Origin of the sequence: Bacillus sp. 205(2023), from assembly GCF_037027485.1 — a bacterium.
In the GTDB taxonomy this organism is placed as follows: Bacteria; Bacillota; Bacilli; order Bacillales; family Bacillaceae; genus Bacillus; species Bacillus halotolerans.
This window is the reverse complement of the sequence record NZ_JAXCHF010000002.1, coordinates 35,417-48,889: the sequence shown is the minus strand read 5'-3', so window position 1 is coordinate 48,889 and position 13,473 is coordinate 35,417. Positions and strand designations below refer to the sequence as shown.

The window sequence follows — 13,473 nt, the reverse complement described above, 5'->3', positions numbered from 1 at the left end:
AATTTGAGATGGTTTTCCATAAATGGATAACTTATAATGATATAAGAAAATCCATTCTAAATAGAAATGAGAATCCAATATGAAAATATCATTTTTTATTTCTGCGGCAGTCGTTTTAACTGCTGTTATTATCGCTTTAACCTATGATAAGACGGCAGCAAATGAACAAGACTCAGTGAACTGCTTATATGTTTCTCCTGACGGCAATGATCAAAATGAAGGGACGAAAACAAAGCCATTTCGTACACTGTCGCATGCCGCTAAGGAAGCTGTTGCCGGAACAACCGTAATCATCCGGGGAGGCACGTATGATGAACCGCTTGATGTGAAGCATAGCGGCGCGGACGGGAAGCCTATCACGTTTCGAAACTATCAGGACGAGAAAGCAGTCATTACCGGGAAAACGATGACGAGTGCAGAATATGAAACGCCGTTAATCCGCATAGACAATAAACATTACATCACAATCAGCGGTTTAACGATTGAGAATCTCTCTGTTTCATCTGAAGAAGCAACCGCCATGGGAATTTATGTGACTGGGTCCAGCAGCCATATCACGATTAAGGATAATCATGTTCGGAATATCAAAACAACGGCGGATGAGGGCAATGCCCACGGAATTGCAGTTTATGGGACGGGAAGCATGAAAGACATTAAGATTACGGATAATACCGTTGAAAAGCTGACACTCGGAGCGAGTGAAGCGGTTGTGCTGAACGGAAACATTGACGGCTTTACGATTGCAGGCAATCTGGTCCGTGATAATAACAATATTGGCATCGATCTTATCGGATATGAAGGAACGGCAGATCAAAACGATTATGTTCGAAACGGCGTCGTAGAAAACAATACTGTCTATCATCATTCAACTTTCGGAAATCCCGCTTATGGAGATGAGTACTCAGCGGGCGGAATATATGTCGACGGAGGACGCAATATTGACATAAGGAAAAACACGGTTTACAGAAACGATATCGGTATTGAAGCAACCTCTGAGCACAAAGGAAAATATGCTGAGGATATAAACATTACCGACAACAAAGTGTACCAGAATGCGTACACGGGTATTTCAATCGGCGGATATGACAAAGAGCGTGGCGGCACCACCGGTTCTGTGATTGCTCACAACATTATTTTCCGCAACGATACAAAAGAGCTGTATGGCGGACAGCTATTGCTGCAGCACGATACAAAAAACAACGTAATAGAAAAGAACATCATGACGGCAAGTGATTCAAGGCTGTTTATTGCCAACGAATTTAAAGCCAATGAAGGAAATACAGTCAATCATAACGTTTACCATAAGGAAGCAGGTAAGGACGGCTTATGGATGTGGAAAAAGACTGAATACGACTCATTTTCATCTTATCAAAAAGCAACGAAAAATGATGTCGGTTCTATTTATGCAGATCCGATGTATCGTGACGAAGAGTCTTTTGATTTTACATTAGATCCGGATTCACCTGCGCGTCCGATTATTGAATCATGAAAGAAGCGGCATTCTATTCCGTTCAACGGAGCAGAATGCCGTTTTTTTCTGCAAAAAAAGACTGCCGCAAACTCCGGCAGTCTGACAAGCTATTCTGCAATCGACACTTTTCCTTCAGGTTCGGCTACAGCCGTTTTTTTCTGGCTCCATGCATAGAGGAGAAGAGAAATCAGAACGAATAGACCCGCTGTTAAGTAAATAGATGAGAAGCCAGCGGAAGCAACGAATAATCCGAACACATACGATCCAGCGGCAATTCCGCTGTCAAAGAACGTAAAGAACGTCGCTGTCGCAAATCCTGAACGGTGTGCCGGTGAATTTTGTATCGCCAGCGTTTGCATGCACGGCACGATTGAGCCGTATCCGAGTCCGATCACCGCTCCGGAAAATAGCAGCATCCAGCTGCTGTGCGTAAAGGCAAGCATGCAAAGTCCGACAGAGAAAATCAGGATTGAAGGGTAAATCACAATCCCCGGTCCGACTTTGTCGAACAGTTTGCCTGTAAACGGACGCGCGACCATCATCGTAACGGCAAAGCATACAAAGAAGTAGCCGCTGACATTTAATAGATCAATAGACTTAGCAAAAACGGACAAAAATGCCGTAACTGTTGAATAACAGAATGATATAAACAACCCTACAATCGCAATCTTAAGCGCGCCTTTTTCAAACATATCCGACAGAGAGAAGCGGAATACAGTCGTTCCGCTGCTGATGCTGTTTGGCACTTTAATGAGTAATGTAACAAACAGCCCGACAATCATAAACACTGCAAAAATTGTAAAGAAGACAGAGAAAGGCACAATTTTCACCAGGCTCAATCCGAGAAACGGACCGATAGCCATTGCGAGGTTCATAGACATGGCAAAGTATCCAAGCCCTTCGCCGCGGCGTTTAACTGGAATGATATCAGCTGCGATCGCGCCGGTTACAGTGGTTAAAATACTGAACCAGATTCCTTGGAAGAACCGCAATCCAAGCAGCAGATAGAAGTTATGGATTGGCAGGTAAAGAAAAGACGAAAGGGCAAAAATCGCCATCGATACAATCGCCATTCTCTTTTTCCCAAACCGTTCTATAATAGCTCCTGAAAAAGGACGTGTGAAAATGGCGGATAACAGGAACAGACTGATCAACAGCCCTCCCTGAGATTCAGTACCTCCCAGCTCCTGCATCATATAGATAGGCAGAACAGTCAAAAATGTATAAAAGAACACAAAAACAAACAAGTTCACGAGAACGACCATAATAAAATCTTTGGTCCAAATCGGTTCAGACTTTTTCAAATGTATGTCACTTCCTTATTTCATTGTTGTAAAAACAAACGAAATAAATGAGAAAACGCTTCTTTATCTTCATCACGGAAATCTGCAAGCAGTTCTTCCTCAAATTTAAGCATTTTCACATTGATTTCTTCATATTTTTTCTCTGCTTCTTTTGTGAGGACAACGAGTTTTTCCCGTTTGTCTTCACCTTGCCGTCTCTGTACCCAGCCGTTTTCTTCAAGGCGTTTGATCGTCCGGGTCACCGTTGGCGCTTCCACATTTAAATAGGACCAAATCTCCTTTTGAGTCATTGGTCCGATCGTACGCAAACAATATAAAATTGACCATTGAGATGAGTAAAGGCCGAATGGCTCCAGCTGTTCATTGGCTTTTTTGGCAATCAGGCGGGCGCTTTGGTTGATTTGATGAATGAGGTGTCTGTTGACGTAGGTCATTTCGGTCTCCTTCTAAAAAAACTTACCTAAGTAACTAATTGCTTTTTTCATTTTACAGGAGCGATGAAAGGATGTAAAGATATAAATTTAGTGACGCGAAATAATTAGCCGAAGTCGAAAAGTTCGTTTCACCCCTTGTCCTTATTGAGTTTTTAGCATATTCCCACAAGAATGCTAATACACTGTTACAAACCTAACAAAGAGAGTGTTTGAGGTGAGGGATCGTGGGCATATTTCACAAACTTACTTTTAAAACCATACAACAAAGAAGCTGCATAATGAATGACTCTTTACAGAATACGGATCTCATTTCACACTTCTCACATCCATTTTAGGGAGGTCGAGTGGTGTGCACGATTACATCAAAGAGCGAACAATCAAGATAGGAAAGTACATCGTGGAGACAAAGAAAACCGTTCGTGTCATTGCGAAGGAATTTGGTGTTTCCAAAAGTACAGTACACAAGGATTTAACAGAGCGTCTGCCTGAAATCAATCCTGACTTGGCAAACGAAGTGAAAGAAATACTCGATTATCATAAATCCATCAGGCATTTAAGAGGAGGAGAAGCAACAAAACTCAAGTATAAAAAGGATGAAATTCTTGAAGGAGAGCCCGTTCGCCAGCCATAATCACTTAGGACAAATCAACTGCATTGTCTTCCGGAAATCGTTTGTAGATCATCCGCAAAAATTTGTAAAGAACTTAATGTGCTTCCAACTTTTTTTCTATATTTTATGATAATATATATAATTAGGGCACAATGTGGATATTTACTGTGAAACAGATTTTCAAGGAGGATATAAATAGATGTTTGCAAGGGATATTGGTATTGACCTCGGTACTGCAAATGTACTGATCCATGTTAAAGGTAAAGGAATTGTTCTGAATGAACCTTCCGTAGTTGCACTTGATAAAAACAGCGGCAAAGTGCTGGCGGTTGGCGAAGAGGCAAGACGAATGGTTGGACGTACACCTGGGAATATTGTTGCGATTCGCCCGCTGAAAGACGGAGTTATTGCTGACTTTGAAGTAACAGAAGCAATGCTGAAACACTTTATTAACAAGCTGAACGTAAAAGGCCTGTTCTCAAAACCGCGCATGCTTATTTGCTGCCCGACGAATATTACATCAGTTGAGCAAAAAGCAATCAAAGAAGCTGCTGAAAAAAGCGGCGGTAAACATGTGTACCTTGAAGAAGAACCGAAAGTTGCCGCTATTGGCGCGGGTATGGAAATATTCCAGCCGAGCGGTAACATGGTTGTAGACATCGGAGGCGGGACGACGGATATCGCAGTCATCTCAATGGGCGATATTGTCACCTCCTCTTCTATTAAAATGGCTGGGGACAAGTTTGACATGGAAATCTTAAATTACATCAAACGCGAGTACAAGCTGCTGATCGGCGAACGTACTGCGGAAGATATTAAGATTAAAGTCGCAACAGTTTTCCCAGACGCACGTCACGAAGAAATTTCCATTCGCGGACGGGACATGGTTTCCGGTCTTCCAAGAACAATTACAGTAAACAGCAAAGAAGTAGAAGAAGCCCTTCGTGAATCTGTAGCTGTTATTGTGCAGGCAGCGAAACAAGTGCTTGAAAGAACACCGCCTGAACTATCCGCTGATATCATTGACCGCGGCGTTATCATTACCGGCGGAGGCGCGCTCTTAAACGGCCTCGACCAGCTGCTCGCTGAAGAGCTGAAGGTTCCGGTGCTTGTCGCTGAAAATCCAATGGATTGTGTGGCGGTCGGCACAGGTGTTATGCTTGATAATATGGACAAGCTTCCTAAACGCAAACTAAGCTGATCACTCAAACCTCATTCTGAAAAAGAATGGGGTTTTTTTATGAAAACTCTTCACGAATTGATGAGAAATGCCGATAATAGGATAAAATACTTATTTGTATTATAGAACGAATGTTCCTACATGACAACTGGAAAAAATGCCATTTTAGAGGTGGAAAACTTGTTAAAAGGATTATATACCGCAACATCCGCAATGATTGCCCAGCAGCGCAGAACGGAAATGCTTTCAAATAATATCGCAAACGCAAATACATCCGGATATAAAGCAGAACAGGGATCGATGCGTGCGTTCCCTGAGATGCTTCTCAGCAGAATTGAAGCAAAATCTCCGGCCGGCACATCGAAAACAGAAATCGGTTCCGTTAATACCGGTGTATATATGCAGGAGCTTAAGCCTCTTTTCACACAGGGAAGCCTTAAGTCGACGGATCAGCCTACAGATATCACATTGATTGAAAATCAAGTTCCGGCAAATGCAGAAACAAATGAAAATGCGGCCCTTTTTTATCCGGTTCAAACGGCGAATGGAGTCCGTTATTCCAAAAGCAGCACGTTTTCTTTAAATGAGAACAATCAGCTGACAATCAACGGAAATACCATTTTATCCACGACAGGACAGGCAATTACGGTCGATAATGAAAATTTCACTGTGTCTGAAAACGGTACTGTTACTGCGAATGGACGAACAGCCGGACAGATTGATGTCAGAATGGCAGAGGACGTCAGAAATCTAAAAAAAGATGGCAATGATTTGTACAGCACGGCTGACGGAAATGACCTGCCGAGTGCGGCTGGCAATAACCAAGTATCCTATTCATTAAAACAAGGCGTTTCCGAGCTTTCGAATGTTGATGTAACGAGCGCCTATACAGAAATGACTGAAGCGTACAGATCGTTTGAAGCAAACCAGAAGGTCATTCAAGCGTATGACAAAAGTATGGACAAAGCAGCCAATGAAATCGGAAAAATATAAGATAACGGAAGAAAAAACGGGGGACATCAACTATGCTCAGGTCAATGCTAACGGCATCAACAACCTTAAACCAGCTGCAGCAGCAGATTGATACAATCAGCAGCAACCTTTCCAACAGCAACACAACCGGCTATAAGGCGAAGGATACGAATTTCTCTGAACTCGTCAGACAGCAATTCGATCAGGTTGATGAAAAAAATGAAGAAGTGGCACAATCCCGAAAAACGCCGCCCGGCTTGCGCCTTGGCGTCGGAGCGATGATGAATTCACGGCTTGTATCCGATCAAGGAAGCATTAAGAAGACGGAGCGCGATCTGGATATCGCTTTTACGTCTCCTTACCAATACCTCCAGGTTAACGTGAATGGCAATCGCCAATATACGAGGGACGGAGCGCTTTATTTATCGCCTTCCGCTGATAATGCCAACCAGCTTCAGCTCGTGACAGGCAACGGTCATCCCGTGCTTGATGAAAACGGCAATGCAGTAAACATAGACAGCTCAATGAAAAAAATCACGATCAATGAAAACGGGACCTTAACCGCATCTAACGGGAATACGGTGCAGCGGTTTAATCTCGGGGTTGTCCAAGTGAACAATCCTCAAGAGCTGAAATCCGAAGGAAATAATCTTTTCTCCATTGATAATGCGGCAGCCTTTGAAGAGCTGAATGGCGCAAACAGACAAAACATCGGCATGGAGCAGGGTGCACTTGAGATGTCAAATGTGGATATTTCTAAGCAAATGACAGATTTGATTGCGTCTCAGCGTTCTTATCAGCTGAACAGCAGAACGATCACAATGGGTGATCAGATGCTTGGTTTGATTAATTCTGTCAGATAATAGAAAGATGGGCGTTTTCAATCAGCCGCGCATAATAAAAAAGGCGGCTTTTTCGAAATCGTCCTTTTTTTTGTAGTATTCCGTGATGTCCTCCAAAAGCACCTCTAAATCCACCCAAGCTTCGATTTTTTCTAATTCAAGCACATATTCAAGCAAGGTATCATAAGGATCGTCAGCAGACGTATAGAGCGCTTCAAGTGTTTTTAGTTTCAATTGAATTGTTTGATTGTTTACCTTTTCAGATAATTCTTTCCCTTTTTGCAAAACCGCTTTTCCTTCTGAGATCTTTTCTGTTTTAAAAAGGGCTCTGACGGATTCATACACGCAGTGCAGATAGGATACTGGAGAATTGGTTTCAAATTCATGATTCTTCAATACCTTTTTAAAGTAGAGAAGCGCTTCATGGTCCTTCTTTTCGGTTGCTTTTAAAAAGCCCAAATTATAATAAGCGTGGCACAGCAGATTATCGTCATTTACTTGCTGGGTTTTCCTGATGATTTCTTTGAAAAGCTGTTCAGCCTCATCATAGCGCTCTTGATCAATATAGTTTACAGCGAGGAGCAGTTTGCAGCTGATCACCTTTTTGACATAGCCGAATTGATGCAAGTAGATATTTAATGCTTTTTCAACATATTGGATGGAAAGCGGCGGTGATTTCATCAAGTAATAGGCGCCGGCGGTTTGATAATAAAAGTCAGCAGCTTCAAATGCGTTTTGAATCGCGTGCAGATACTGCTCAGCTTTTTTAAAACCATTCACCGCATGCTTCGGAGCGGTTTTGACCATTTCATATAACCCTGAGAAAAAATGCAGATAATATTTCAATTCATCATCCATTTTGTCTTCCTGTTCATATAACTCATCGAATAATGAATCCATCCCGTCCTGGTTTTCAAAAAGGAGCTTGTGGCGCGCGAAGAACAATTGATAACGCATCCAAAGTTTTGTATTCTTTTTCAGTTTCGGAAGGTGCTGATCGATTTTCTCTTTAAGTGCTGCTGCGTCATCCATTTTACGTTTGCCAATAGCGGTGTACCACTCGTCTAACATTTTTTGAATTCTTTTTTCAATAAACTTCGAAATCATTTTCCTACCTCTTTGCTAATGGTAAAATCTATAATTATCATATCACAACTTTTGACGGCTCTCATTGACAGTTGGTTACACTTTAGGCGCCGGTTGAAAAAGAGGTTAATTCATAATATACTTTTCAAATGTACAGATTAGATCATACATGATTGCTATACATACTAACGCAGATGAAGGAGATGTCAAGAGAATGCTTGATACTCAGCAAATTAAAGAAATTATTCCTCACCGCTATCCGTTTTTGCTCGTAGACCGGATTACGGAAGTTGAAGAGGGCAAACGGGCGAAAGGCTATAAAAATGTAACTGCTAATGAAGAGTTCTTTAACGGACATTTTCCGCAGTATCCGGTAATGCCCGGCGTATTAATTGTAGAAGCGCTTGCTCAAGTCGGGGCTGTTGCGATGCTGATTAAAGAAGAAAACCGCGGCAGATTGGCGTTTTTTGCAGGCATTGACAATTGCCGGTTTAAAAAACAAGTGAAACCTGGTGACCAGCTTCACCTTGAGGTTGAAATCACACGTGCGCGCGGTACAATCGGGCGCGGAAAAGGCGTGGCTCAAGTTGACGGCGAAGTGGTTTGCGAAGTTGAACTGACTTTTGCCCTCGGCGAGTAAGTGAAAAGAGACAGGTGGGCAGCGGCACATTTGTCTTTTTTCTTTCAAAACAAAAAAAGCAGGTGATTGTATGTGGAAAGAGTTTAAGACTTTTGCCATGCGCGGGAACATTGTTGACCTTGCGATTGGTGTTGTAATAGGGGGCGCGTTCGGTAAGATCGTCACATCGCTCGTTAATGATATCATTATGCCTTTAGTTGGCTTGCTTCTGGGCGGGCTTGATTTTTCGGGGCTGTCCTTTACATTCGGTGATGCGGTCGTCAAATACGGCAGCTTCATTCAAACCATTGTAAATTTCTTAATCATATCGTTCTCTATTTTTATTGTGATTCGGACTTTGAATCAATTGAAGCGCAAGAAAGAAGCGGAAGAAGAGGCTGAGGCGGAAGCGGCGGATGCGCAAGAAGAGCTGCTGAAAGAAATCAGAGACCTGCTGAAGCAGCAAATAAAATCGCCGGAATAAAAAAAGACTGCCGTTTAAAACGGCGGTCTTTTTGTTTGGAAAGGGAAAGTTCTCTTTCAGGTCAGTTCTGGACCCTTCACTTCGTTTAATGTTTCGTGGCTTTCTATTGTTTCAGCAAGATGAATAAGCATCGAAACAGAGGTGCCGATATCCGGGGTGCTTTTGATCTTCAATTCACTTCCGCAAAAATGTTTCAGCCGCTGGTTGATATTTTTTAATCCGACGCTGCGATCGAAATCGGAGGATAGGAGATCTTCTCGTTGTTCCGGAGGCATACCGACGCCGTTGTCCTCTACTCTAATGTAATACTCATTCCCGCTTTGTTTTTTAACTGTCAGCTTGACCCATCCACCGCCTCTTTTCTTGCTGACGCCATGATGAACTGCATTCTCCACCAATGGCTGAATCATTAAAGGCGGAAGGATGAAGTCAATGTCTTTGTCTATATCGAAAAGAATGTCCAGCCGATTGCCGAAGCGCGTCTTTTCTATGGAGAGATAGGAATTGATAATAGAAAGCTCGTTTCTGAATGAACTGATGGCTGATGTATTTTGGAAATCAAAACTCATTCTTAAATAGTTGGTGAATTCAGCTGTTATCTCTCGCGCTTTTTCAATATCCAAATGACTGAGCGAAATAATTGTGTTTAATACATTGTAAAGAAAATGAGGCTTAATTTGCGACTGGAGAAAAGCCATCTCCATTCTTGTGGCTTGATTTGCTGTATGCTTCATCATAATCAGGTTTTTGATACGCGCCATAAATTCAGAGTAATGATAAGGTTTTTGCAAAATGTCATTCGCTCCGGAATGAAAAGCCTTGTATTTGTCATGGCCGATAATGGCTGCTGTAATGATGAGAACCGGAAGATCGACCATACTGAATCGTGCACGAATTCTCGTACAGACTTCGAAACCAGTCATATCCGGCATCATCAAGTCCAGAATCACTAAATCAAGCTTCGTGCAAGAAACCACTTCTAATGCTTCCGTTCCGTTTTTTGCAGCAATTACATTGTAGGGGACACCTTCAAGCATATCGCTTAAAATTTTTAAACTGTCAATGTTATCATCCACAATCAGAATGGTTGGAGCGTCAATTTTCTCAGAGTAATAGGGCGTGCTTAAAGAGATACCTGACATCTCTAGCCCGGACTGTAATTCTGGAAGACTTGTTTTGGTTTCGGGCACAGATTCATGATGGACAACGGGCAATGTGAAATGGAACGCCGAACCTTTTCCCTCTTCTGATTCAACCCAAATGTCTCCGTTTTGGAGCTGGACCAGCTGTTTGACAATACTAAGGCCAAGACCGGCTCCGTCGTCTTTATTCGTTTCTGCTTGCTGAAAAGACTCAAAAATGGTTTGGCGATCGGCTTTGGAAATGCCGCTTCCGGTATCGGTAACTGTCACCTTGATCATGTTATCGTTCAGCTTTGAAGCAGAAAGTGTGATTTGACCCTCCGCTGTATACTTGATTGCATTGTCTACTAAATTGGTCAATATTTGACGAAAACGGTTTTCATCTGTGAGCACTAAAGGAAGATCATCTGGAATAACATTCTTAATATTTAAGTTTTTATGTCTTGATAAGAGATTGTAGAAATTCATTTCCGAACAAACTAAAGTATAAATATCAACAGGAACCGGGTGAATCTGAAGCATGCCTTGCTTTATTTTTTCTAAATCCAGGATGTCATTTACCAGATTGGACAGCCTATAACCCATGCGGATAACAAGCTGCATGTTTTCTTTCTCTTCTTCTATCGTTCTTTTCCCTTTCCCGGCCAGCAACGTTTGGCATATATTAATAATGCTGTTCAGCGGTGTTTTAAATTCATGCGATGTCTTCGCTATAAACTCATCCTTCAGCCGGTCAACCCTGAGTAATTTCCACGACAGCACTTCATTTTCGCGGAATGCACCGGCAAACTGCTGTGCCATTAGAAGAACAATCGCCAGCAACGCAATGACTGTCGGCAAAGAGTAGATCGAATTAAAAGAAAAAGCCGTTTTTCCTGTGTAAGCGGAGATGGTCGTTAAAATGACAAAAGCACTCATTGATATAGAAGCGATTGTCAGATACAGGCTTCCTTCCATTTTGCGGATCGCTGCGATCGTAAAAATATATGTGATATAAACCAGGGTCGAAACGGCTAGCACAGAATGTAATATGTATGAGGAGTGGCCGATAAACCCAACGGTTAAAAAATCTATGATCAAGACCAGCCCGCAAGAAACAGTGGCTATGAGAATAAAACGTTTTGACACAATCTCTCTGTAAGCAAAATAGAGATAGAGAAAGACTGCTATACTGACAAACACAGTTGAGATTGCCCTCATTGAATTTAACAATGAAAATGAAATGGACGGAAAGAGGAGGAATATAATCCGCTCTTTTCCGATCATCAGAATAATGAATGAAAACAGAAGGCACATAACAGAAAAAAACAGCAAATGTTTATCCTTTTTTCTTTGCAGGTAAAAGCCCAGAAAATATAATCCGGTAATGAAAAATGCCGTAATCATGACCGTATCATTAAGAAAGGAAATTTTATTTTCACGCACTATTTGGTCCTGGATTCCAAAGGTAATCGGCTTTGCGATTCCCCACCCCGGCGTTTTTCCGAAGTTCGAAAACTGTACGACAAGTTCATTATCGCCCTTGTGAAGCGAAAAAAAGCTCGTATACGGTCTGTTTTGTGCTGTAAAATCAGGCTGATTTGAGGGGCTGCCGCTTTGCCCTATGGTTTGTCCATTAAAATAGATGCGATTTGCACTGTAAATAAACGACGTGCTGATCCCGAAAACCTGATTGTCTAGCTTTGATCTGATCGTCAGCTTGTACGTTCCGTAATCCACGTTGATACCTTGCTTGGCCAGCTTCACATTACTGGGGACATCAACGAAGAGGGGATCTTTTCCTTTTGCTGAAGCAATCTCTTTTGGCGATAAAATCTGATTTGGATATAATGTCCACTTTCCGTTCAGCTGTATATTCCCATCCTTCTGAAAATCCCAGTTCTCCAAGTTCATGACCCCATGCTTTGCTTCAGGAAGTGTTGATCCAGTAAAATGATCAATCGCTATAAAAGCCATAAAAAAAGCGGCATAACCGAAAATAATCGAAATGAAAATGAATTTTTCTTTCATATCAATGCTCCTTTATAATAGGATCATTCTACATTCCTATTTTTTATAAATATTGTAAATGTAAACTTTCAAAAGCTACAATAGAAAGAAAAAGAATCCAATTAAAGGGGCTATTTGGCATGATATAATAGAAGTTATTTACTAATATCTTGATTCTACATATAGGGGGGGATGTTTTGTGAAAGCGTTAATTGTTGATGATGAGCACCTGGCATTGCTTCACTTTAAAAATTTGCTTGAACGGACAAACGCCTTTCAATCGATTATGGCGTATCAAGATCCGATTGAAGCTCTGGAGTCACCTGAGGTTGCTGCTGTAGATGCGGTGTTTCTTGATATTGAAATGCCGGGGGTAAATGGCATTGAACTTGCTGAAGCGATTCAATCATTGAATGAGAACATCCAAGTCGTTTTTATCACGGCCTATAATGAGTTTGCTATTAAGGCGTTTGAGATTAATGCCATCGATTATTTGCTAAAGCCTGTTATTTACAAGCGGCTCGAAACAACGGTTGAGCGAATCAAAACGAATAACATGCTTAAAGCATCTGTAGAAAATAACGAGGCGCATTATTTGATCCAATGTTTTGGAAACCTGCAGTTTCATCAGATTTTAAAAGGTGTCAAAACAAACATTTCCGTCAAGTGGAGAACATCTAAAGCACGCGAAATATACACCTTTTTACTTCATAACCAAGGGCGTGTAGTCAGTAAAGACTCATTAATCGATCTGTTTTGGCCTCATTATGATGTCACAAAAGCAAGCACCCAACTCTACTCTACCATATATCAGATACGGAAAGTAATCAGCCAAATCCCTTTCAGCCAAACAATCGAGAAGACCGAAACAGGGTATATTCTACGGCTCTCAGGCGCAAAAATCGATGTTGTGGAATGGGAACAGTCACTAAAAGAGGCGCCCTCGCTAAATACAGCTACATTACATCTGCACATGGATATGTTCATGTCCTATCAAAATCATTACCTGACGGAGCACGGATATCTGTGGGCAGAACCGGAAAAGGCGCGTCTTGCCCAGCTTTGGCTTGGAAAGGCTTATGAACTGATCGATTATCTCATTCGTGAAAGGAACGATCATCAAGCGATGGACATCTGCCTGCAGGCAGAGAAAATTGAGCCTTTCGATCATAACATTATGCAATTTAAGCTGAAGCTATTTAACAAAAACGGGAAAATAGAAGAGGCGATAAAAGAATATCAGCGCTACAAACAAATAAAGGATCAGATTAATTAAAAAATGTTCATAACAAAAAGCGTATCCAGCCAGTGTGCCCTATCAATGCACACTGGCTGGATAC

General features: G+C 41.8%; 13 protein-coding genes and 1 pseudogene. 9 read left to right on the top strand and 5 right to left on the bottom strand.

The window, feature by feature from the left end; all coding sequences use genetic code 11:
* Window positions 1-79: 79 nt before the first annotated feature.
* Window positions 80-1,489 carry a right-handed parallel beta-helix repeat-containing protein gene (locus WA325_RS07720; protein WP_336183418.1) on the top strand — a complete coding sequence of 470 codons (1,410 nt, stop codon included), beginning with the start codon at window positions 80-82 and terminating at the stop codon, window positions 1,487-1,489.
* 89 nt (window positions 1,490-1,578) lie between these two features.
* On the opposite strand, the gene WA325_RS07715 is transcribed toward WA325_RS07720, so the two are convergent.
* Both WA325_RS07715 and WA325_RS07710 read right to left on the bottom strand, forming a co-directional pair.
* Window positions 1,579-2,775 carry an MFS transporter gene (locus WA325_RS07715; RefSeq protein ID WP_024123121.1) on the bottom strand — a complete coding sequence of 399 codons (1,197 nt, stop codon included), beginning with the start codon at window positions 2,773-2,775 and terminating at the stop codon, window positions 1,579-1,581.
* 20 nt (window positions 2,776-2,795) lie between these two features.
* The gene (locus WA325_RS07710) at window positions 2,796-3,209 is read right to left on the bottom strand and encodes a MarR family winged helix-turn-helix transcriptional regulator (RefSeq protein ID WP_044159667.1); all 414 of its coding nucleotides are present in this window, start codon (window positions 3,207-3,209) and stop codon (window positions 2,796-2,798) included.
* Between the two features lie 224 nt (window positions 3,210-3,433).
* On the opposite strand from WA325_RS07710, the gene WA325_RS07705 reads away from it, so the two are divergent.
* From WA325_RS07705 to WA325_RS07685, 5 genes are all read left to right on the top strand, one after another.
* Window positions 3,434-3,544 (top strand): protein usd, encoded by a 111-nt coding sequence (locus WA325_RS07705; protein ID WP_082687840.1) that lies wholly within the window; start codon window positions 3,434-3,436, stop codon window positions 3,542-3,544.
* A 14-nt stretch (window positions 3,545-3,558) separates the two neighbouring features.
* Entirely contained in the window at window positions 3,559-3,840 is a 282-nt protein-coding gene (spoIIID, locus tag WA325_RS07700) for a sporulation transcriptional regulator SpoIIID (RefSeq protein ID WP_010332180.1), read from the top strand.
* 178 nt (window positions 3,841-4,018) lie between these two features.
* Complete coding sequence (gene mbl, locus WA325_RS07695) at window positions 4,019-5,020, top strand: cell shape-determining protein Mbl (RefSeq protein WP_010332179.1); 1,002 nt, start codon at window positions 4,019-4,021, stop codon at window positions 5,018-5,020.
* A gap of 159 nt (window positions 5,021-5,179) precedes the next feature.
* Window positions 5,180-5,992: a flagellar hook-basal body protein gene (locus WA325_RS07690; protein ID WP_336183417.1), complete on the top strand. Its 813-nt coding sequence runs from the start codon at window positions 5,180-5,182 to the stop codon at window positions 5,990-5,992.
* A gap of 32 nt (window positions 5,993-6,024) precedes the next feature.
* The gene (locus WA325_RS07685) at window positions 6,025-6,834 is read left to right on the top strand and encodes a flagellar hook-basal body protein (protein WP_059292376.1); all 810 of its coding nucleotides are present in this window, start codon (window positions 6,025-6,027) and stop codon (window positions 6,832-6,834) included.
* Window positions 6,835-6,855: 21 nt separating this feature from the next.
* On the opposite strand, the gene WA325_RS07680 is transcribed toward WA325_RS07685, so the two are convergent.
* Complete coding sequence (locus tag WA325_RS07680; RefSeq protein WP_336183416.1) at window positions 6,856-7,920, bottom strand: response regulator aspartate phosphatase; 1,065 nt, start codon at window positions 7,918-7,920, stop codon at window positions 6,856-6,858.
* A 193-nt stretch (window positions 7,921-8,113) separates the two neighbouring features.
* Here WA325_RS07680 and fabZ point away from each other — a divergent pair, with 193 nt between their 5' ends.
* Entirely contained in the window at window positions 8,114-8,539 is a 426-nt protein-coding gene (gene fabZ, locus WA325_RS07675) for a 3-hydroxyacyl-ACP dehydratase FabZ (protein ID WP_105954081.1), read from the top strand.
* Between the two features lie 70 nt (window positions 8,540-8,609).
* Window positions 8,610-9,002: a large conductance mechanosensitive channel protein MscL gene (gene mscL, locus WA325_RS07670; protein WP_105954080.1), complete on the top strand. Its 393-nt coding sequence runs from the start codon at window positions 8,610-8,612 to the stop codon at window positions 9,000-9,002.
* 56 nt (window positions 9,003-9,058) lie between these two features.
* Here mscL and WA325_RS07665 read toward each other — a convergent pair whose 3' ends face one another.
* Together WA325_RS07665 and WA325_RS07660 are read right to left on the bottom strand one after the other, a co-directional pair.
* A complete protein-coding gene (locus WA325_RS07665; RefSeq protein WP_336183576.1) occupies window positions 9,059-10,039 on the bottom strand; it encodes a histidine kinase in 981 nt (326 codons plus the stop codon).
* Window positions 10,040-10,267: 228 nt separating this feature from the next.
* A pseudogene (locus WA325_RS07660) lies at window positions 10,268-11,530 on the bottom strand (sensor histidine kinase); the annotation flags it as partial.
* A gap of 802 nt (window positions 11,531-12,332) precedes the next feature.
* Between WA325_RS07660 and WA325_RS07655 the strand changes: the two are divergent.
* The gene (locus tag WA325_RS07655; RefSeq protein ID WP_248338209.1) at window positions 12,333-13,409 is read left to right on the top strand and encodes a response regulator; all 1,077 of its coding nucleotides are present in this window, start codon (window positions 12,333-12,335) and stop codon (window positions 13,407-13,409) included.
* Window positions 13,410-13,473: the final 64 nt, after the last annotated feature.

Coding starts and splice junctions, on each gene's coding strand:
- WA325_RS07720 (WP_336183418.1), top strand. CDS start 80: ATGAAAATATCATTTTTTATTTCTGCGGCAGTCGTTTTAACTGCTGTT.
- WA325_RS07710 (WP_044159667.1), bottom strand. CDS start 3,209: ATGACCTACGTCAACAGACACCTCATTCATCAAATCAACCAAAGCGCC.
- mbl (WP_010332179.1), top strand. CDS start 4,019: ATGTTTGCAAGGGATATTGGTATTGACCTCGGTACTGCAAATGTACTG.
- WA325_RS07685 (WP_059292376.1), top strand. CDS start 6,025: ATGCTCAGGTCAATGCTAACGGCATCAACAACCTTAAACCAGCTGCAG.
- WA325_RS07680 (WP_336183416.1), bottom strand. CDS start 7,920: ATGATTTCGAAGTTTATTGAAAAAAGAATTCAAAAAATGTTAGACGAG.
- fabZ (WP_105954081.1), top strand. CDS start 8,114: ATGCTTGATACTCAGCAAATTAAAGAAATTATTCCTCACCGCTATCCG.
- mscL (WP_105954080.1), top strand. CDS start 8,610: ATGTGGAAAGAGTTTAAGACTTTTGCCATGCGCGGGAACATTGTTGAC.
- WA325_RS07665 (WP_336183576.1), bottom strand. CDS start 10,039: ATGCTTGAAGGTGTCCCCTACAATGTAATTGCTGCAAAAAACGGAACG.